The sequence below is a fragment of the Mesorhizobium sp. M1423 genome (genome assembly GCF_040317575.1).
Taxonomy (GTDB): domain Bacteria; phylum Pseudomonadota; class Alphaproteobacteria; order Rhizobiales; family Rhizobiaceae; genus Mesorhizobium.
Genome location: NZ_JAMYKU010000013.1, coordinates 1 through 21,189, shown reverse-complemented (window position 1 = coordinate 21,189; position 21,189 = coordinate 1). Strand labels below are relative to the sequence as shown.

The following is a 21,189-nucleotide window of genomic DNA, read 5'->3' as shown; positions in this document are numbered from 1 at the left end:
CGCCAACACGTCATGTCTGCAACGTCTTGAATGTTGCGCGCACCTCATCGGTGAAACTCTTTGGCTGCTCCCAGGCGGCGAAATGGCAGCCCTTGTCCGTGCGGCCATAGTGCAGAAGCTTCGGGAACGCGCGTTCGGTCCAACTCTTCGGTGCGGTGTAGATTTCACTGGGGTTCGCAGTCGCACCGACGGGAATGGTGATGCCCTTGGCGTCGAAGAAGCCGGCCTTCGCCGTTTGCGTATGTTCCCAATAGAGACGTGCCGACGAGATCGCCGTGTTCGTCAGCCAGTAGAACGTGATGTTGTCGAGGATGTCGTCGCGGGTAAGGCCCTCCGGCTCTCCATCGAAGGAGCGGGCGATCAGCGCATAACTGTCCGCATCGTGATCGAGGATCCACGCCGCCAGGCCGGCCGGTGAATCGACGATCCCGTAGAGCGTTTGCGGACGAAGAGCCATCTCGTTGGCGTAGCCCAGGCCGTTTTGGTAGAAGAACGCTACCTGCTCGTAGGCACGCTTCTCGTCGGGGCCAAGATCAGCGGGGGGCGGACCGCCGGAGGCCAGCGCCTTCACGATCTCCGGCGGAATGGTCCCCGGCATATTCGTGTGGATGGCGACCAGCTCGGGAGGTGCGATCAGGGCCATCTGTTCCGTGATGAGTGCTCCCCAATCGCCGCCCTGCGCGACGTAGCGGTCGTAGCCAAGGCGTTTCATCAGCACGATCCACGCCCGCGCGATGCGCCCGGGATCCCAACCGGTTTCGGTGGGCTTGCCGGAAAAGCCGTAGCCCGGCATCGACGGGATCACCACGTCGAACGCCTCCGCCTCCGTGCCTCCGTGCGCAGTGGGATTGGTGAACGGGTCGATGATCTTCAAAAGTTCGATGACCGAACCGGGCCAGCCGTGCGTGATGATGACAGGCAGGGCGCCCTGATGCTTAGACTTCACATGGATGAAGTGGATGTCGAGCCCATCGATCTCAGTGACGAAATTCGGCAGCGCCTTCAACTGCGCCTCGCACTTGCTCCAATCGTATTCCGTTCGCCAGTACTGCATGAGCTTCTGCATTGTGGCGAGTTGCACGCCCTGCGTTGGCCCTACAGTTGCTGGGGTCGACCAGATCCGCCGGGACGCCTCGTCGGAGACGAGTTCGCGCTCGGGCCAGCGCGTGGCGGCGATGCGCCGGCGAAGCTCATTGATCTCCTCCTGCGGGAAACTGACGGAGAAAGGGCGGATGGCATCGCTCGTGGATGCGGCGGCCAATTGCGACGGGAGCAGGCTTGCCGCGCCGGCGGCGGCGATGCCGGCCGCCGCAGTGCCCAAAAGTCGCCGGCGATCCTGGTCGATTGCTTCGGAGGTTCTGGTCGTGTCCATGGGTCTCTCCTGGGTTGATGGGTTTGCGATCTATCTACGTAGCTTGAACTACGCCCAGGAGGCGGGATTAGCCCGTTATGCGTCGTGAGCTTGTGTTAGCCGCTGCCAGCCTGCCGCTTTTTTGAGCAGATAGGAGGCGCCTAGACTGTGAGACTCCCTATGGTGCAGGAGCGCTCCTTGACTTAAACTGCGGCGCTGGGTGCAGGCGGCTCCAAAAGAAGACGCCATGACGAAAACGGGAATACAAGCCAAAGACAGATTGTCGTTTGGCCCTTTCCATTTTGCTGCGGGTGAAAGGCTCCTGACAAGAGAAGGCGCTCCCGTAGAGTTGGGTTCGCGCGCCATCGACATTCTCATAGTCCTGACCTCTGCACCGAATGAAGTCGTCAGCAAGAAAGATCTAATGTCGCGGGTTTGGCCGGATGTCGTCGTCGAGGAAGGCAGCCTGCGGTTCCACATGACCGGACTGCGCAGGGCGCTGGGCGATGGAAAGGATGGCGCGCGGTACATCGCGACGCTTCCGGGGCGGGGCTATTGCTTCGTTGCGCCGGTTTTGCGATTAAACAGCCCACGCGACGAAGCCCTATTCATTGCCGCTGAGTTTCCGCACGCGAATCTTCCAAACCGCTTGAGCCGGATGGTCGGACGGGACGAGGATGTTCTTAAGCTGTCGGTGCAGCTGAATGCTTCGCGGTTCGTCACCATCGTTGGCGCCGGTGGCGTCGGCAAAACCACCGTCGCGATCGCAGTCGGGCATCACCTGATCGAAGCATTTTCAGGGGCGGTCTTGTTCGTCGATCTGGGAATGATCGGCGATCCCGGTCTGGTGACGACAGCCGTCGCCTCGATGCTTGGACTAACGGTTCAAACAGAGGATGCGACGCCCAACCTGATCGCTTACTTGCGCAACAAGCGGATTCTCTTGATCCTCGATACCTGTGAGCATCTCGTGGATGCGGTGGCGCCTCTGGCCTCGAGCATCGTCGATGCGGCGTCACAGGTCTACATCCTGGCGACGAGCCGCGAGGCGCTTCGGGTCGAGGGCGAACATATCTGCCGGTTGGATGCGCTTGCGTTTCCGCCCGACGAACCGGGGCTAACGGCGGCCATCGTCCAGACATTCCCGGCCACCCAGCTGTTCGTCGAGCGAGCGGTGGCAGGTGGCGCTCGTTTGGACGTCGGCGACGCCGAGGCCTTGATCATCGCAAGCATCTGCCGAAAGCTTGACGGGGTGGCGCTCTCGATCGAACTGGCGGCCAGACGTGTCGAATCCTATGGGCTGCAGCAGACAGCCGCGCTTCTCGATCAACGCCTGACACTGCTGTGGCTCGGTTCACGGACAGCGCCGCCGCGTCAGCAGACCTTGCAGGCGACACTAGACTGGAGCTTTGGGCTCCTGACCGACGTTGAGCGCGTGGTGCTTCGCAGGCTCGCTGTATTCGTCGGTCATTTCACGCTCGATGCCGCCCTGGAGGTCGTGACGAGCGCGACCCTCGACCGATCGACCGTCCTTGGCGCCATGGACAGTCTTGTCGCCAAATCGATCGTGGCGACGCGTCCGGTTGGAGCAATGATGCGCTACAGGCTCCTCGATACGACGCGCGCCTACGTTCTCGACATCCGGATCGATGACGCCGAGGCTGCCGATCTGGCAGTGCGCCACACCGCCTACTATCGGAGATGGCTGGAGCAGACCGGGATCGAGTGGCCAAGCCTGGCGACCGGTGAGGAGCGGGCGCCCCACTTCGCCGCCATCAACAATGTCCGGGCTGCCCTGGAATGGTGCTTCGGCGACAGCGGAAACGCCGACATCGGCGTCGGACTCGCCAGCGCTGTCGCGCCGGTTTTCCTGGCAATGTCCTTGTTGCCGGAGTGTCATCGCTGGTCTGAAAGAGCAATATTCGCTTTCGACGATGCCGCCCTTGGCGGACTTGACGAGATGCATCTTCAGGCAGCCCTCGGCGTGTCCTTCATGTTCATGCGGGGAGGACGCGACAGGGCGCGCGTAGCTCTGGAGAGGAGCCTGGCGATCGCCGAGCAGCGCGGCGATCCGCTGGACCGGGTGCGTCTGTTGGGTTCGCTCAACATGTTCCATCTGCGGACGGGCAATTTCGCAACCGCCCTTGAGTTTGCAAGGCGTTGTTCAGCCACAGCCGCGACCTTGGACGACTCGGTCGTCAACGCGCTGGCACACTCGATCCTGGGCATCTCGCTCCACCTGCGAGGCGACCTCGCGGAGGCCCGCGCAGAGCTGGAGGCGGCGCTCGACCGTGGGCCGCGCTCCCAGCGGACCACGACGATCTATCTGGGCTTCGAAGGCAAAATCCTGGCCAGGGCCATCCTGGCGAGGAACCTTTGGCTACAAGGCCATCCGGACCAAGCCATGGCACACGCCCGACAGGCCGTCGAAGAGGCTGCCGCCATGGATCATTCTCTAACGTTGGCGATCGCGTTGATCTGGGCGATATCGGTCTTCCTGTGGACCGGTGACCTGAAGAGCGCCGAGGCGTACATAGATATGCTCATCGCCCGCGCGGAATCCCATTCCATGACTCCTTACCTGCTGGTCGGTCGGGGCTTCAAAAGCGAAGTCGCGATCCGTCACGGCGATGCAAAAAGCGGCGTCGAGGGCCTGCAGACATCTCTTCGGAAGCTCCACGCGGCGCCTTATGAATTGCTCACGACGCCGCTCAACCTCTCGCTAGTTAGGGGACTGTCCGCGATCGGTCAGGTTGATGAAGCCATTGCGTTGATCGACGAGTCGCTTGGTCAAGTCGAAAAGAACGGCGACCAGTTGTACCTCCCGGAGTTGCTACGGATGAAGGGAAGCCTCCTTCTCCAGTCGGAGCGCAACCGTGATGAAGCTGCCGCCTACCTCATGCAGGCACTGGAGTTGAGCCGAAGTCAGCGCGCACGGGCATGGGAGTTGCGAACCGCAATCGACATGGCGACGCTGATGGCCGGGCGCGGGGAGATCAACAGCGCTCGCGAGCTCTTGCAGTCGGTTGCGGCGTATTTTGTGGAGAGCCTGAATACGGCGGATGTCGGGGCTGCCGAACACCTGCTGGCGACACTGAGGTAGAGCCTCAATGCCACTTCTCCTAATGGTGTCGTCCCCTCTCGGCGCAATTTCGACGGTGGTGTGGGCACTATTAATGTCGGCTTCGGGAGGACAGGAGTGGCTGGCTGAATGACCGACATGCTGAAGGGTTTCGGGTGCCGTCAGGCGTACGAAAGTCTCTCATGCAGGAACCCGCGGGCCGCAGACGACGGCCTATGGGGATTTGTGTTTCGGAGCGTGCCTGGGTCTGTCGCGAACTTCCGCATAGGATGCGGTGGGCATGGCGTGGAAGCGGCTTCCGGGCCAGGTCGCAGAGCGTGTATTGTTGATTCCGACGGGATTGGTGTGCGTGACGACCGGCTCGACGGCAATGTGCACATAACATCCCGTTGACCGTCGCCGGCGTGGCGCGGTCGTACGAGCAACTTGGTCATGCCGGGTCATGAGGTGTTCTCCCGGTTCGGCGCTCGTGAGGTTGGCGGCGCACGAGGCTGGCACCACCGTTCGAACCTCTCGATGACCACCATGCGCCCGCCGCAGCAAGGGCAAGGCGGGCGAACGTCAGCCGGTTATGCTGAAGGGTTGTCTTCGGGTGGCGGAGCGACGTTCAGCAGTTCGCGCACGAGTGCGAGGCTGGCTTTGCGGGCGGAGCCGGCGAGCAGTCCATAGTGACGGATGCGGTGGAACCCACGCGGCAGGACATGGAGCAGGAAGCGGCGGATGAACTCGTCGGCGGCAAGCGTCATGGCGCGCTGGCGCTCGACACCATCGCGGCGATAGTCCTTGTAGCGGAAGGTGACTCCAGCCTCATCGAAGGTGATCAGGCGGCGGTTCGAGATGGCGACCCGGTGAGTGTAGCGCGACAGGTAGGCGAGCACCGCTTCCGGCCCAGCGAAGGGCGGCTTGGCATAGACCACCCAGCGCTTGCTGCGAACAGGCTTCAGATGACGCAGGAAAGCCCGACGGTCGGCCAGGTGAGCCGCCGATCCGAAGAGGGCGAGCCGACCGGCGTCGTGCAGCGCGACCAGCCGAGTCAGGAACAGACGGCGGAACAGCTTGCCCAGTACTTTGACTGGGAGAAGGAAGGCTGGCCGCGACGATATCCAGCGTGACCCGTCCGGCGCGATGCCGCCGCCCGGCACGATCATGTGGACATGAGGATGGTGTGTCATTGCCGAGCCCCATGTGTGGAGCACGGCAGTGATGCCGATGCGCGCGCCGAGGTGCTTGGGATCCGCCGCGATCGTCAGCATCGTCTCCGATGCCGCCTTGAACAGCAGGTCATAGACCAGCGCCTTGTTGTGGAAGGCGATGACGGCGACCTCGGCGGGCAGCGTGAACACGACGTGGAAGTAACCGACTGGCAGCAGGTCGGCTTCGCGCTCGGCGAGCCATGTACGCGCGGCGGCGCCCTGGCACCTGGGACAGTGCCGGTTGCGGCAGCTGTTATAAGCGATCCGCCATTGACCGCAGTCCGCGCAGGCTTCGACATGACCACCCAATGCAGCGGTGCGGCAGTGTTCGATCGCCGACATGACCTTGAGCTGCTGCAGGCTCAGATGCCCGGCGTGGGCGACCCGGTATCCGGGGCCGGCAGCACGGAAGATATCGGCGACCTCCAGGTCTGCGCGCACCGGTTCAGCCGGGAGGCGTCTTGCCTTCCACCAGCGCCATCAGCCGGTCGAGCGGCCCTGCGATCGCGTGGATCGTCCGGGTCGAGACCTTGGTGTAGAGCGCGGTGGTATCGAGCTTGCTGTGCCCGAGCAGGACCTGGATGACGCGGATGTCGACATCCTGCTCGAGCAGGTGGGTGGCGAAGCTGTGACGCAGCGTGTGCGGGCTGACGCGCTTGCGGATGCCGGCGACTTCAGCTGCTTCCTGGACCGCGCGATGCAGTTGACGCGACGAGATCGGCGCCGTGCAACCACGCCCTGGGAACAGCCAGCCGTGCGGGAGCATCACCCCGCGCCGCTTGCCTTCGCGCCACCACAGACGCACCAGTTCCAGCAGTTGCGGCGAGAGCATGGCGTTGCGGTCCCTGCGTCGCCCTTGTCTTCTTCCCGTCCGAGTCGAGCGCAGCGGAAATCGATCTAGCGCGGATCACTCCTGGCCTTGAAGCGTGCTGCCTCTTCCGAACCGCGCGTGGCGTCTCCCGCGCTGTAGGAATGCGCGCCGGCGCCGGCAAGCTTGCCGCCGTCGACGATCAGATACTCCTCGCGGATTGACCTGCCTTCGAACCAGCACTCCAGAATCTCGCGGGTGCCGGCGGCGTAGCGCGCCTGGGCGGAGAGCGACGATCCTGAAATGTGCGGCGTCATGCCGTGATGCGGCATCGATCGCCACGGATGATCCTTGGGAGCCGGCTGCGGGAACCAGACGTCGCCGGCATAGCCAGCGAGTTGGCCACTCTCCAGCGCGCGGGCGATGGCGTCACGATTGCAGATCTTGCCGCGCGCCGTGTTCACCAGATAGGCGCCGCGTTTCATCCTAGCGATCATCGTCTCGTCGAAGAGGTTCTCCGTCTCCGGATGCAGAGGTGCATTGATCGTGACCACGTCGCAGACGCCGACCATGGATGCGGAATCCTGGTGGAAGGTGACGCCGAGTTCTTTCTCGACCGCCTCAGGCAGTCGGTGGCGATCGGTGTAGTGCAACTTGACGTCGAACGGCTTCAGCCGGCGCAATACTGCGCTGCCAATCCGGCCGGCGCCGACGGTTCCGATCTGCATTCCCTCGATATCGTAGGAGCGTGCGACGCAGTCGGCGATATTCCAGCCGCCTTTCACGACCCACTGGTAGGACGGGATGTAGTTGCGCACGAGCCCCAGGATCATCATGACCACATGCTCGGACACGCTGATCGAATTGCAGTAGGTCACCTCGGCGACCGTGATGCCACGGTCCATGGCGGCTTGAAGATCGACATGATCGGATCCGATGCCGGCGGTGATCGCAAGCTTCAGTCTGCTTGCCTTGGCTATTCGTTCTTCGGTCAGATATGCCGGCCAGAACGGCTGCGAGATCACGATTTCGGCGTCAACGAGTTCGCGTTCAAAAATGCTGTGGGGACCGTCTTTGTCCGAGGTTACTACCAGGCTATGGCCCGCGCCTTCGAGAAATTTCCGGAGACCCAGTTCGCCGGACACGCTGCCGAGCAGGATCCCCGGTTCAAAGTTGATGGTCTTCGGCGTGGGAAGTGTCTGGCCGCCGGGATAGCGGTCGAGCTTCGGCAAGCCGTCCCGCGCATATTTTGTCGGATAGCCGTCGACCGGATCGTCATAGAGGACGCAAACGACCTTTGCCATTGTGTATCTCCCTTCGTCTGACAACGAAGAGGAAAACGCTCTGTTGTTAACGCTGCCGGCCAACGATGGTCGGCACGGCGATGCTCTATTGAATTGCTGGTGGGGAGCAGACTCATCTGCCGGCGCTTCCTCATTCGGAAAGTTGTGCGCTATTGCGTATTACATGGAAGACCCGGGCATGGTTTCAAGTGCTGCGGGCGGCACTGGTGCAGCGTTCGAGTTCCTTTATTTCAGACCGTGCGCACGGTTTGCTGACAACAAATGCTTGATGCGGACACTTCAGAATTGCCGAGGTTCGGCACCGTGCATCATGATCACTGACAGGCTCCGACTTCGCAGACTTCTGTATCCCCCCAAAGATTGCAAACAACCTGTTAGCCAGCGCTTATCAAGCAGAGGAATCTCGCATCGTTTGCCGCTCAGACGGTATTGCCAAGCCAGTTCGCAACGCTCACCAGCCAGCGCTACAAGGCTAGCCTTTCCACAATGCCGGCCGTTTGTTGCCTTTCTACAGAAAATACGAAAACGCCGCTCGACCGGAAGGGAGCGGCGTTTACCAAGTGTGGTGTCCTACCCTAGACGAAACCCCGATTTGGTCGGGGCCGTCGGACTTGAACCGACGTTTCCAGCTTGTTCGCTATCAATCTATAGGTGGTGTTTTCCTGTCGTCCTTGCAAGCGCCATCGGCGTAGCTTTGCAGGGTGTGTAAGGATAGTCGGAGTCGATACAATTCCATCCGAATTCCGCAATTGAACGACCGCTGCTTTCCGGCTTCCGTGACGCGCACACTCGCTGGTTCTGCCGTCAGCAATGTCATCAATCGACCGGTCGCGTTCGACGCGGCTCGGAACGCCGATGATGCAACGATATCCTGACTCGCCGTAACGGCAGACGCTGGCCCTGTCGCCCAACTGCTCCGTCACTGTTTTCAGTGGAGCGCAAGCCCGCGCCGAAAAATACTAGAAGCCCCGCTCCTGCGGGGTTTTTCGTTGGGGGAAGCGTTGCGGCGACATCGACGGGTGATCCGCAGGAGAGGGGGCAGCGCCAGAGATCAGCGATGCAGCTTGTTCGGCACAAGACGACGGCAGGCCAACCTCACCAAGCCACTCGTCGTAGTGATGGTTTAGGGCCAACAACAACTCGTTTGGCTCGGCCGTCATGCGCCGAACGCTCACTCGACCGCGCCTGGAGGAAAATAACGAATGACGAATGATGATCGCACCAGATAATCCCAGGAGAACGCCGGAATCAGCGGCCTTGTCAGCAAACGTCAACACAGCGGCGGGGCAACCAGCAAGGGAGTCCGCTATGAAAGTCAAAGACGCAATGCACAAGGGTGTCGACTGGGTCAGCCCCGAAACCCCTGTCGCCGAACTAGCGAAGATGATGCGAGCCCAGGATATTGGCTCGATTCCTATCGGAGAGACGACCGGTTGATCGGAATGGTGACCGACCGCGACATCGTCTGCAAAGCACTGGCGGAGGATGGTTTAGACAGCCGTACCGCGACGGCGCGCGATGTCATGACCGCCGGCATTCACCGCTGCCGCGAAGACGAAGATCTGGCCAAGGCCATGCAGCACATGGAGGAAACTAAAAATCCGCAGGTTACCGGTGATCAACGAGAATATGCGGATGGTCGGCATCCTCGGCGTGGGCGACCTCGGTCAGTCGGCGCCGATGGAACTGGTGTCCGAATACATCAAGAGCGTTTCCGCCCATCACCACTGAAAGGGTGGCTCGCCCGGCGGATAGTCGATACCCGTCGGGCTTCGGCTCCGACGATTGCGGAACCAACCGCAACTGTCGGCTGCATCCTTGAAATGCCGCGTGTGCAGGACGAACTTATACTGCACCCGTACGCAGCTCTGGCGGAGAAGGAGCAGCGGCAAATATCGGAGCGCACTCGGTCCGCCCTCGCCTCTGTCGTTGTGGCGCTCCCATGCAGAACCTGGCCCATAGTGCATCCTTTGATTCGGACGACAATGATGAACCATCAAAGCCTGGGATCAAACATCTAGCCGAAGAGGCTCTTTAATCAGTGATCCCACAATATCTCCTGGAGCATTTCCTCGACCGAGTGCGGCGAAATGCCAAGTTCTTCAAATCCGGGCATCTGCGGCGATGACACATTGTCAACCTGCATCAGTTCCACCTGATTACGAGTGACGGGCGGACTCGCAAGCATTTCCGCGGCCCATGCGAACGCGTGCCAAGCGGCAAATGGCACTGGGACCAGTATGGGTCTAAGGCCGGCTTGGTGTGCAACGGCTTTGAGAAATTCCTCGTAAGAGTAGATGCGAGGACCGCCGCACTCATACGTGATCGCATGCGTTTCCGTTCCCTGCAGCGCTCTTGCGGTCGCCTCTGCCACATCGCCCACATAGGCCGGCTGCAATCTCGTCAGGCCGCGACCGAACATCGGATAGATTGGAAGCCGGCGGAGAAGTTTGAGGATAATGGTGAGAAGCGCGTCATCCGGTCCGAACATCACCGCCGGGCGGATGATAGTGGCGTCAGCAAACGCGGCACGCACCACCAGTTCGCCTTCGCCACGCTTGCGGATGTAGGGCGACGGCGAGGCAGCATCGGAGCCGATTCCTGAAACGTGAGCGAGCCGTTCGACGCCAGCTCGGTGTGCTTGAGCTGCAACCTGCCGGGCCGACTCGACATGCACGGAGTGAAAGGTCTCCTGTCCCCGTTCGACATAGAGACTGACCGCATTTACAACACCGAAAGCACCGGCAAGTGCATCGGCGATCGCCCGCTCATCGTGGATGTCGGCTTTGACCGATTGAAATTGCGGATCATCAGAACCAAACAACTTCTTGGCCCGTTCCGGATGTCTTGATGCAATCCGAACAAAAAACTCGCCATCGCGGAGATGCCGAACAACGCGGCGGCCGAGAAACCCGGTTCCACCGAACACGATGACGACGCGATGGTTCATAGCAGCCATGGCTTAGACTTTGTCAGCTTGTGTCGGCGGTCTCGACCCGGCGGTTCAGGTCATGTGGGCGGCACGCCTACCGACCACTATCTGGGCTGCCTCGTACAGATTGGGGTCGATCTCGTCCGTCAACTGATCGAAAATGACCCCACTCCTTGCGGAATTCCGGCGATTGATGAGCCGATCGCAGCAGATCGCGATTCTGCCATTGTGCGTCGTTGACGGTGCGCCGCCCGTTGAGGCTGCTAGGCTGATTGAAGTCAGGCTGGCGCCATAAAAAGCAGCAGGAGGATCTGGCCACCAATTGAAAGTGGATGTTGGTCGCCTGCGCGATGAACAGGGCAGCCAACGTCATGTAGATGCGGCCCAGCCTTTCGCCGTCAACGGACAGTCGTCGTTTGCAAGCGATTCAGCACCTGCTAAAATTGCCAAAGCCTCAGCGACGATCTGTGACGTCGGCTGAGCATCAAAAGTCAACTCGAGAGGTGAAAAATGTCCAAGAGACAGCTTTGCCTTGCGCTGATCACAGCGCTGGCTCTCGCGGCAGCTCCGCAGGCTGCTGCCGCACAAGACAAGATCAAGATCGGCTTTCTGCCTGGCGTCGTCGATCCTTTCTATCAGGTGATGCAGACTGGCGTTGAGGCTGCGGCGAAGGACCTCGGCGTCGAGGTCGTGACGCAGATCCCGCAGACGTGGGGCGTCGAGGCCCAGACGCCGATTTTGGACGCCATGGTAGCGCGCGGCGACCTCGACTACATCGTGACCGCGCCGACCGATAAGGACCAGATGATCGGTCCACTCAAGGCGGCGGTCGACGCCGGGATCAAGGTCATCACCGTTGATACGTTCCTCGGCGACGGCGACTACGTGAACGGCCCGGTGACCTTCCCGATCAGCTATATCGGCTCTGACAACGTCGAAGGCGGACGCATTTCAGCCCGGGGCCTCGCCAAGGCAATCGGCGGAAAGGGTATTGTCTACATCAACTCCACGAACCCGAACGTCAGCTCGGTCGAGGGTCGCGAGCAGGGCTTCAAGGAGGTGATGGAGAAGGAATTTCCGGACATCAAGGTCCTCGGGCCGGACTACAATCTCGATGACCAGAACAAGGCGACGCAACAGACCGCGGCGGTCCTCGAACGCGAACCCGACCTCGCCGGGGTGTTCGGCACCAACGTGTTCAGCGCTCAAGGCGCCGGAACGGCCGTCGTCAACGCCGGATTGGGCGGCCACGTTCAAGTTGTCGCCTATGACGCGACGCAATTGGCAATCGAGCTGATGAACAACGGCGTCGTCTCGCTGGTGTTGGCACAGAAACCGTTCGACATGGGTTACATGGCTGTGCAGTTCGCCGCGGCCGATGCTGCCGGCGTCACGAGCCTGCCGCGTCGTGTCGAGACCGGGTTCGCCATCATCGACAAGGATAACGTCAAAGACCCGGCGATTGCCCGCTTCATCTATCAGGTTCCGGCCAAATAGCGGGCGACTGGCCTGCCGGGAGCGGCGCTCCCGGGATTAGCTCGCGTCCGCTCATGAGGACAAGGTTTCGTGGCCCGCGTGGAAATGAAGGCGGTGGCGGAGATGGCCCCCGCAGCGCAAACCCTAACGCCGCCGAAGCGATTCGTGCTGGCGCTGAGCCGGTCCTGGGCCTGGGCTTTCCTCGCCCTGATGATCGTCTTCTTCGTCGTGACAGTACCGATCGTCAGCTTTGGCGCCGTCAATTTCCTCACCGTGCGCAACTCGCAGAACATCCTCGTCGCCATCACACCGATACTGTTGCTCGGCCTCGGCCAGACCTTCGTCATCATCGCCGCCGGCATCGACCTCTCCGTCGGCTGGGTCATGAGTCTCGCCTCGGTGCTGTCGGCGCTGGCGATCCGCGCTGTCTTCAATGCCGGACTGCCGCTTTTTCCCTCGGTCGTCGTCGGATTCCTCGCTGCGGTGGCTGGCGCCGGTGTCGTCGGTTTCGTCAATGGCGTCATCATCGCCAAGCTGAAAGTACCGGCCTTCATCGTGACGCTGGGGAGCTCGTTCATCGTGCGTGGCGTCGCGTTGTTGATGTCCGAGAACACGACGGTGATCGGCCTGCCTCCAGGAATTCGCGCCTATGGCAATGACGCTCTCGTCTATTTCATCCGCGGCGAGGCCGGCGGCCTCCATTTCCTCGCAGCGCCGGAGGTAAGCGGCGAGCTGCTCCGTCGCATGGACCGCATCCTTCCTTATCCCGTGGTGCTCACCGCCATCATTGTCGCGATCGCGATCTTCGTTTTGCGAAAGACGCAGTTCGGCCGGCACACCTACGCCATCGGCGGCAATGTCGAGGCAGCCATCCGCACCGGCATCCCGGTCGACCGCCATATCATCTCGCTCTACATCCTCTCCTCCGCAACGGCCGGTATCGCCGGTTTCCTGTCGACACTCCGCTTCACTGCCGGCTCGGCGGTGATCGGCGATGCGTTGCTTCTCTCCTCGATCGCCGCCGTCATCATTGGCGGCGTCAGCCTATTCGGCGGCGCCGGAAGCGTGATGGGCACCGTCATCGGCGCTTTGATCATCGCAGTGCTAACTACCGGTCTTGTCATGCTGAACGTCGAGGCGTTCTGGCAATTCATCGTCGTTGGCGTTGTCGTGATCGTCGCCGTGCTGATCGACCAGTCGCGAGACCTGATTATCGGCCGGGCGACACGAGGGCCGCCGACGTGACGGAGCCTGTCCTTTCGATCAGGAAGCTGACTAAGCGCTTCGGCGGCCTTGTGGCCGTCAACGACGTAAGCTGGGATGTCTACCCTGGCGAGGTCGTTGGTCTGCTCGGCGACAACGGCGCCGGCAAGTCGACCCTTATCAAGTGCGTGTCAGGCGTTTATCAGCCCGACGAAGGCGAGATCTACTTCGAGGGCCGGCTCAGCCGTTTTGCCCGCCCGATGGATGCGCGCCGGCAGGGCATCGAGACGATCTATCAGGACTTGGCGCTCGCCAACAATCTCGATGTCAGCGCCAATATCTTCCTTGGGCGCGAAGCGAAGAAGCGCTACCTCGCCGGCCTCATCCGGACGCTCGACGAGCAGATGATGCTTCGGGAGTCCCGGGCGGCGCTGGAGTCGCTCGCGATCCAATTCCCGAGCCTCACGCAGCCGATCGAGAGCCTATCCGGCGGACAACGTCAGGCCGTCGCAATCGCTCGCGCCGTCTATTGGGACGCCCGGTTGATGATCATGGACGAGCCGACCAACAATCTGGGCGTTCCCGAGCAGCACAAAGTCCTGGAGCTCATCAGGAAGCTGCGGGACCAGGGGGTCCCCGTCATCCTGATCACGCACACACTGCCCGATGTTTTCGCGGTCTCAGACCGCCTCATGGTGATGCGCAGGGGGCACAAAGTGACGGAGAAGCGGACGGCGGAGACGCATACTCAGGAGCTTGTGCAATACATGGTGGGCGCCCTGGACGATACGCGCGTACAATAGATGGCGGCGCTCGGTGTACTGGAAGAGATGACACCGAAGAGTGACACGAACACAACGCGCCCCAGCGGGAGGAGCGCTCAAGCACGGCCATCAGTGCGAACGATACGTCTTCGGCGCGGACAGGAAGCGGTTCGTTGCGAACAACGGTGCACTCCTGGCCACTGCCGCCACCGCGGGGACCGACAATCTCGTACTGACCCGACCGGGGCGCATTTGTCACACCGTGGAGCCCGCATCCACTTCAACTGAAGCAGCCAAGATGTTAAAATGGCAGTTAGCGCACCTCGGTGCACCTACGGGAGATGTGGGTTGTGATGACCCACGAGTTGCCCCGCAGTATTGATGCTTTGGCGGTCCAAGTGGCCCCCTGCGCCGTTCGCACCCCTTTCAAACGTTGCCGTCTGCGACGGAGCGCTCGCGCGCTTCGTAAGCGGTCAAAACGCGTGCGAGCGGTTCTGGCACCGGCCGCCCGACAGGCCGGAGCGGAAACGGGAGGAATAAGATGGTCAGAAGATTTCTTTTCTCCGTGGTCTTGGCGCTGTCGTCGCTGATGGCGACGCACGCGTGGGCCGACATAACAGTGCTCGTTCCCTCGGGAAGCGAGGGCGACGGCCTGAGAGCCGCTGCCGCCGACTATGCGAAGCTGAAGGGCACCAAAGTCGAGATCGTCCAGGCTCCCTACAGCAACGTCTTCGAACAGGCGGCCAATGCCGGCCAGACAAAATCGGGCGCCTTCGATATCGTTCTGATGGACGATCCGTGGATTCCGTTCTTCGCGGAAAACGGGCATCTTGAAGATCTGACGCCCTATTTCAAGAAGGCCGGGCTCGAAGGACCGGACAGCGACTTCCTGTCGAAATCCCTGGCAGTCTGCCGCAATCCTTACAACAAGGGGCCCTACGTGTGCCTGCCCTATGTGGGAAACGCGCAGATGTTCTTCTATGACGCCACCAAGTTCAAGGAAGCAGGCGTTGAGGCACCGAAGACGTGGGACGACGTGCTGAAGGCAGCCAAGGCGCTCTCCGAAAAAGGCGGCGGCCGCTATTTCGGCTATGTTTTCCGGGGCGGCCAGGGCAACCCCGTCGTCGCCGACTTCATGCCGATCTTCTGGTCCTATGGCGCGGACATGTTCAACGCTGACCGGACAAAAGTGACGATCGACACGCCCGAAGGTGCGGCCGCGATGAAGACCTTCATGGCCCTGCGCGACGTCTCGCCGAAGGGCGTCGAGAGCTACAACGCCAACGAGGTCGGGCAGGCCCTGGCAGCGGGCACCGCAGCCTCGTCGATCAACTGGCCGAACTGGGTCGCGACCTTCGAAGATCCCAGCCAGTCGAAGATGGTCGGCAAGATCTCTTACTCGCCGATCCCGGCGGGCACCAAACCGGGCAGCTCGGAAATCGGCCACTGGACGATGGGCATCATGGCCGCTGCGAAGAACAAGCAGGAGGGCTTCGACTTCATGCTGTGGGCGACCTCACCGGAACAGATGAAAATCTCGGCCCAGCGCGGCAACCCGCCGGTGCGCAAGTCGATCTTCGCTGATCCCAGCCTGACCGGCCAGGAAAAATTCCGGCATTATCCAGTGCTCATGCAAGCGATCGAAGCCTCGACGCCGCGTCCGCGTCATCCGAAATGGCCCGAGATCGAGAACGCGTTCGGGATCGAGCTTTCCAAAGCCGTAGCTGGCACCGAAACGTCGGAGGAGGCGCTGAAGAGATCCCAGGCTGCGGTCGAAGAGATAACCGGCATCAAGTAGTTGGCCGCATATGGTGGTATCCGGTGATGCTGCTCCATTTTGCCGGATCAGCTCTCGGGGCAAGCACGAGCGCGTACGCGCCGGTTTGGATCTCGGGTTCGCCATGCTATGATTGACTGATATGACGGATAGAACTTCCGATGACCGTCTCTATCGGTGCGAAGTTCGGAAATTCGTTCGAGCGGTGGTTTGAGCGCCACCTGCGGGTATTGATGCTTGCGCCAGCTATGCTCGTGCTCCTGGCGCTCACGATATTTCCGTCGATCTACATGATCATTGCGGCGGCAACGCGGATCAGCCCGAATCCGGACCTGCCCTGGCAATTTGCCGGCGCTGACAATTTTCTGCGGCTTCTCACCGACGAGCAGTTTCACGTCGGCTTGTGGAACACGCTGGTGTTCACCGTCTTCGCTGTCGGCACCGAGTTCCTGTTTGGCCTCGGCCTCGCCTTGCTGCTCGACCGATACATCCGGCGCTTGAATTTCCTGAAAACGATCCTGATGCTGCCGATGATGCTGCCGCCGGTTGCGGTCGCGATCACCTGGAAGCTCATCTACGAGCCGCAATTCGGCGTGCTCAACGAGATCATGTTCCGGCTCGGCCTGCCCCTCCAAGCTTGGGCCGGCGACGTCCGACTGGCTATGTTGTCCGTGATCGTCGCCGACGTTTGGCAATGGACGCCGTTCATGTTCCTGCTGATGCTTGCCGGGCTCGCCAGCCTGCCGGACGAGCCCTACGAGGCGGCGGCGATTGACGGCGCCTCCGCCTGGCGGCAGTTCTGGGATCTGACGCTGCCGTTCCTGAAGCCGGTCATCGCCATCGCGCTGCTGTTACGCATCATGGACGCGCTGCGGCTCTTTGACCTCGTCTTCATCTTGACCGGCGGCGGCCCCGCCGACCGGACAAAGACGCTCAGTCTCTATATTTACCAAGTGGCGTACCGCTTCGCCGACCCCAGCTATGCGGCCGCCATCTCGCTTTTCGTGCTGTTCACGACCGTCGCGTTCAGCACCTGGTTCATCAAGCGCATGCGGCTTGCCGACTAGAGGACCTATGGCGCACCGCCGAAAGCGTATCGGAATCCAGCGCATCGCCGCCTATGTGGTGATCGCCGTAGCGCTCGTGGTCACCCTCTTCCCAGTCTACTGGATCGCGGCCAACTCGTTCAAATACGACATCGACATCTTCTCGATACCGCCGCAATGGGTCCCCGCCAATCCGACGTCGAAGCATTACCACGCCGCCTTCGTCGAGCGGCCTTTCCTAATCTATGCATTGAACAGCCTGATCATCGCGGTCTCGACGACGCTTGTCTCGGTCGTCTTTGGCTCCCTGGCCGGCTATGCGCTCGCCCGTTTCCAGTATCCGGGCAGATGGCGCTACCAGATCTCGTTCTGGATCCTGTCGACGCGCATGATGCCACCCATCGTGACGATCATCCCGCTCTACATCGCCTTCAACCATCTCGGCATGCTGAACACGAAGCCTGCGGTGATCATCGCCTATACGGCGTTCAACCTGCCTTTCTCTACCTGGATGATGAAGAGCTACTTCCAGGACCTGCCGGTCGAGCTCGAGGAGGCGGCGATGGTCGACGGCGACACGCGATGGGGCGCATTCTTGCATGTCGCTTTGCCGCTCGCCCGTCCTGGGCTGGCGGCCACAGCCATCTTTTGCCTGATCATTTCGTGGAACGAATTTCTGCTCGCCCTTATCCTGACCCTGACCGAACGATCGCAGACACTACCGATCGGCATTGCCGGGCGCGTCACGCAGTACAACACCTATTGGGGCGAAATCAGCGCCGCCGGCTTCACCGCCTGCATCCCGATCATGATCTTCGCCTTCGTCGTCCAGAAACACCTGGTTCGCGGCATCTCGTTCGGCGCGGTCAAGGGGTGAGCCATGGCCTCGGTCGTCTTCCAGAACGTGGTCAAGAAGTTCGGCACCTTCACCGCGGTCAGCGACCTCAATCTTGAGGTGCGCGACAAGGAGTTTCTCGTCCTACTCGGGCCTTCGGGCTGCGGCAAGACCACGACCATGCGCATGGTAGCCGGCCTCGAGGAGGTTACGGCTGGAGAGATCTTCATCGGCAGCGACCGGGTCAACGACGTGCTGCCGAAATATCGCGACGTCGCGATGGTCTTCCAGTCCTACGCGCTCTACCCCCACCTCAGCGTCGCCGATAACATCGGCTACCCCTTGAAGATCCGCAAGGTGGCGCAGGACAAGATGCGCCAGATGGTCATGGAGGTGGCACGCCGCGTCGAGCTCGACGGCCTGCTCGACCGGCTGCCGAAGCAACTCTCCGGCGGGCAGCGCCAGCGCGTCGCGCTGGCCCGCGCCATCATCCGCACACCAAAGGTCTTCTTGATGGACGAACCGCTGTCCAATCTCGACGCCAAGCTGCGGGTCCAGATGCGGGCCGAACTCAAGCACCTCCAGCACGAGCTACAGGTGACGACGATCTACGTCACCCACGACCAGATCGAGGCGATGACCCTCGCTCACCGGGTGGCGGTGATGAACAAGGGCGTGATCGAGCAGCTCGGCACGCCGAAGAAGATCTACAACGACCCGCGCACCCTTTTCGTCGCGGGCTTCATCGGTTCGCCGCCGATGAACCTGATCGACGGTGAGGTCAAGGACGGGGTCTTCACGAGCCTCGGCGGCGTCAGGGTCGACGGCCTCGGGGGCGCGAACGTTGCGAGCGCTGTACTGGGCGTCCGCCCGGAGGACATCCACGTCCTTCCTGCCGGAAGCGAAAAGACCAATATCGTGGCCCCGATCTATTCGGTCGAACTGACCGGCGAAAGCACGCTGGTCACCCTGCGCGCCGGAGCGGCCTTGCTCACTGTTCGCGCCGACAAGAATTTTGTGGGCGACTTTGATCAGATGGTGGAGGTCGGCTTTGCGCCCGGACGGGTGTTCCTGTTTGACCGCCAGAGCCAGGACCGTGTTGACTTCTAGGATGCTCCTCGCCGTCGCGGCACTTCTGTGGAGCGGAGGCGCCGCGGCAGGCGAGGATGTCATTGCGGACAATCCGCTTGTCGAAATTCCGGGGGGGCCGTTCGTCTTCGGCAACGACACGGGCGATGAAAACGAGCGGCCGCGACATGTCGTCGAAGGCCAGGCCTTCGCCATGAACCAGACCGAGATCACCAACGCGCAATACCGCCGCTTCGTCGCGGCGACGGGACATCGCGCCGCTTTCTACGACCGGCATCCGGCCCTCGGTCTGCCTGACCACCCGGTCGTCGGCGTCAGCTTTACCGATGCAGAGGCGTTCTGCGCCCATTATGGCCTGAAGTTGCCGTCCGAGCAGGAATACGAACGCGCCGCGCGCGGGCCGCAGGGAGCACACTTTCCCTGGGGTGATGCGCCGGTCGACGCGACACGCGCCAATTTTGGACGCGGCGCCTGCTGCGACGAGGACGCCAGCGACGGTCATGACATGACGGCACCCGCCCGGTCGTTTCCACTAGGGGCGGGCAGGGAGGGCCTGCTCAACCTCGTCGGCAACGTGTGGGAATGGACCCGCGACTTCTATGCACCCTACGGCGGCGAAGCGCTGCCCGAAATCGCCGGAAAGTATCGGGTGCTTCGTGGTGGCGCGTGGAACAGCGACCCCACCCGCCTGAGCACGACCCGCCGGCTTGCCTATGACCCTGATTTTCGCTTCGCCGCCAACGGAGGCTTTCGATGCGTACGCTCACCGGATTGATTGCCCTTTTGCTTATGGCGATCGCAACGCAAGGGTCGGCGGAGCCGAAGGCAGCGTCGGGATACGAAGTCGAAATCGTGCGAAGACCGGGAGCGATCTTTGCCGGACTTGCTCGCGACGGCGATGCGCTTCTGGTGACCGACCTAGCCGACGGCCGCCTCTACAGGCGCACCCCGAACGGCCGTTTCACCGCTTTCGGTCCGGTCCTGCCGCATGGCACCGACGTCATGGGCGAACCGACCGGGCCCTATCGGGTCGAGCGCCATGGCAGCGGCTATCTCGTCGCCCAGGGCTGGACGCCGGCGGACCATGACGAGGACTCCAACGACCACGCGATGCTCGAGGTCGACGAGGGCGCCGTCACGCGGGTCGTCAGCAACGACTTCTGGAACCCGTACGACTTCGCGTTGTCAGGCGACACGCTCTATGTCGTCGACGCCGCGCGGAACTCCGTCGAACGCCTTCTGGCCGACGGGAGCGGCCGCACGCAGCTCTTTGCCTTTGCTCGGCTGAGCACCAGCGGCCAGGCCCTAACCGCCCTCTCGCCGACCGAGTTCGGCGACGGTCAGAAATACGAGTTCGACGCGGTTCCGACCGGCCTTGCCGTGCACGGCAGCCGGCTTTACGTCTCCCTGTTCGGCGGATTTCCCTTCGTCGCCGGCAGCGGCCGTATCGTCTCGCTGAAGCAGGCCGGCCAAACAGGCAGCGTCCGCGTCGAGGCCATCGGCATGAATGCTCCGGTCGATGTCGCCTTCGATGCAGAGGGCGAGATGCTGGTCCTCGAACATGGCACTTTCGATCAGTCGGATGGCTGGGCTTCTGGCAGCGGCAGGCTTCTCGGGTTAGACCTTGTCTCAGGAAAGAGGCAGGTGCTTCTCGATGGACTGACCCGGCCGGTCGACGTGCTCCCCTTCGACAAAGGCGCTATCGTCGTCTCGCAACTGGACGGGAAGCTCGTCTTTCTCAAACAGGCAGGGCCTGCCCAGCCGCACCCCTAAATATCTGTTATCGATGGCGTCGCCGGCGCTAGGGGAATGCGCACCGGCGCCGGCGCGCTTGCCGCCATCGACTATCAGATATTCCTCGCGGATCGGCCGGCCTTCCTTTGCCGTTCGCCATAGGCCTGAGCAACACCAAGACAGGTCGCTTCACGCGCAACAACGGAGGAGATATCGGAGATTTTCTTGGTGTGGGGAAAGGCGGTAGCGCTCTCCCGACTCGAACCGCGACCGTTTCTTAGGTCGCGCCTACCGTTTTGCACGCCCTCCCCTGCCCGGCCGTGGCGGAAGGTTGAACCAGTTGGGCGACTGCTAGGTTCCAGACTGGAGGTAAGGTCGGCTCGCTGAAAGCACGGCAGGTGGCATGCGGCACATGCGCGACAACGGCGGCGGAGGGTTTGAGAGGGCCGGAGCCCCGACAGCTTTCGGCAGTTCGAACGATATAGTCGAACGGCCGAAATCGGGGCGCAAAGCTGATGGGGTGGACGCCCCCCGACGGCATCGCTGTGCCAGAATGGAGTGTTGCAACCATTCGAAGGGAGGCGTCCGTGCCTGA

General features: G+C 61.8%; 14 protein-coding genes and 4 pseudogenes. 12 read left to right on the top strand and 6 right to left on the bottom strand.

The annotated features are described in order from the left end of the window. Positions 1–10: 10 nt before the first annotated feature. Entirely contained in the window at positions 11–1,372 is a 1,362-nt protein-coding gene (locus NKG95_RS17395) for an epoxide hydrolase family protein (protein ID WP_023722323.1), read from the bottom strand. A gap of 226 nt (positions 1,373–1,598) precedes the next feature. On the opposite strand from NKG95_RS17395, the gene NKG95_RS17390 reads away from it, so the two are divergent. Next, complete coding sequence (locus NKG95_RS17390) at positions 1,599–4,454, top strand: ATP-binding protein (RefSeq protein WP_353041662.1); 2,856 nt, start codon at positions 1,599–1,601, stop codon at positions 4,452–4,454. Positions 4,455–4,873: 419 nt separating this feature from the next. Here NKG95_RS17390 and NKG95_RS17385 read toward each other — a convergent pair. From NKG95_RS17385 to NKG95_RS17375, 3 genes and pseudogenes are all read right to left on the bottom strand, one after another. Further along, positions 4,874–6,067, bottom strand: a pseudogene (locus NKG95_RS17385) (IS91 family transposase). Positions 6,068–6,071: 4 nt separating this feature from the next. Further along, positions 6,072–6,485, bottom strand: a pseudogene (locus tag NKG95_RS17380) (tyrosine-type recombinase/integrase); the annotation flags it as partial. 38 nt (positions 6,486–6,523) lie between these two features. Then, positions 6,524–7,738: an NAD-dependent formate dehydrogenase gene (locus NKG95_RS17375; protein ID WP_353041661.1), complete on the bottom strand. Its 1,215-nt coding sequence runs from the start codon at positions 7,736–7,738 to the stop codon at positions 6,524–6,526. 1,308 nt (positions 7,739–9,046) lie between these two features. Here NKG95_RS17375 and NKG95_RS17370 point away from each other — a divergent pair. Next, positions 9,047–9,469: pseudogene (locus tag NKG95_RS17370) on the top strand (CBS domain-containing protein). 307 nt (positions 9,470–9,776) lie between these two features. Here NKG95_RS17370 and NKG95_RS17365 read toward each other — a convergent pair. Beyond that, positions 9,777–10,697, bottom strand: a complete 921-nt coding sequence (locus NKG95_RS17365; protein ID WP_353041659.1) for a complex I NDUFA9 subunit family protein — start codon at positions 10,695–10,697, stop codon at positions 9,777–9,779. A 295-nt stretch (positions 10,698–10,992) separates the two neighbouring features. Between NKG95_RS17365 and NKG95_RS17360 the strand changes: the two genes are divergently transcribed. From NKG95_RS17360 to NKG95_RS17315, 10 genes are all read left to right on the top strand, one after another. Further along, a complete protein-coding gene (locus tag NKG95_RS17360; RefSeq protein ID WP_352788242.1) occupies positions 10,993–11,151 on the top strand; it encodes a hypothetical protein in 159 nt (52 codons plus the stop codon). 29 nt (positions 11,152–11,180) lie between these two features. Further along, a complete protein-coding gene (locus NKG95_RS17355; RefSeq protein WP_353024434.1) occupies positions 11,181–12,167 on the top strand; it encodes an ABC transporter substrate-binding protein in 987 nt (328 codons plus the stop codon). A gap of 69 nt (positions 12,168–12,236) precedes the next feature. After that, positions 12,237–13,391 carry an ABC transporter permease gene (locus NKG95_RS17350; RefSeq protein WP_245525468.1) on the top strand — a complete coding sequence of 385 codons (1,155 nt, stop codon included), beginning with the start codon at positions 12,237–12,239 and terminating at the stop codon, positions 13,389–13,391. Then, the gene (locus tag NKG95_RS17345) at positions 13,388–14,152 is read left to right on the top strand and encodes an ATP-binding cassette domain-containing protein (protein ID WP_352788251.1); all 765 of its coding nucleotides are present in this window, start codon (positions 13,388–13,390) and stop codon (positions 14,150–14,152) included. Before NKG95_RS17350 ends, NKG95_RS17345 begins: the two co-directional genes overlap by 4 nt. Before the next feature lie 502 nt (positions 14,153–14,654). Further along, entirely contained in the window at positions 14,655–15,911 is a 1,257-nt protein-coding gene (locus NKG95_RS17340; protein ID WP_352496621.1) for an ABC transporter substrate-binding protein, read from the top strand. A gap of 140 nt (positions 15,912–16,051) precedes the next feature. Beyond that, positions 16,052–16,957, top strand: a complete 906-nt coding sequence (locus tag NKG95_RS17335) for a carbohydrate ABC transporter permease (protein ID WP_352496620.1) — start codon at positions 16,052–16,054, stop codon at positions 16,955–16,957. A 7-nt stretch (positions 16,958–16,964) separates the two neighbouring features. Next, entirely contained in the window at positions 16,965–17,813 is an 849-nt protein-coding gene (locus tag NKG95_RS17330) for a carbohydrate ABC transporter permease (protein WP_352496619.1), read from the top strand. A gap of 3 nt (positions 17,814–17,816) precedes the next feature. Next, a complete protein-coding gene (locus NKG95_RS17325; protein WP_352496618.1) occupies positions 17,817–18,881 on the top strand; it encodes an ABC transporter ATP-binding protein in 1,065 nt (354 codons plus the stop codon). Between the two features lies 1 nt (position 18,882). Further along, positions 18,883–19,635: a formylglycine-generating enzyme family protein gene (locus tag NKG95_RS17320; RefSeq protein WP_352788254.1), complete on the top strand. Its 753-nt coding sequence runs from the start codon at positions 18,883–18,885 to the stop codon at positions 19,633–19,635. Next, positions 19,614–20,633: a ScyD/ScyE family protein gene (locus tag NKG95_RS17315; protein ID WP_353041656.1), complete on the top strand. Its 1,020-nt coding sequence runs from the start codon at positions 19,614–19,616 to the stop codon at positions 20,631–20,633. The genes NKG95_RS17320 and NKG95_RS17315 overlap by 22 nt, the downstream gene beginning before the upstream one ends. 15 nt (positions 20,634–20,648) lie before the next feature. Here NKG95_RS17315 and NKG95_RS34315 read toward each other — a convergent pair. Next, positions 20,649–20,735 (bottom strand): annotated as a pseudogene (locus tag NKG95_RS34315) (formate dehydrogenase); the annotation flags it as partial. Between the last annotated feature and the right edge of the window lie 454 nt (positions 20,736–21,189).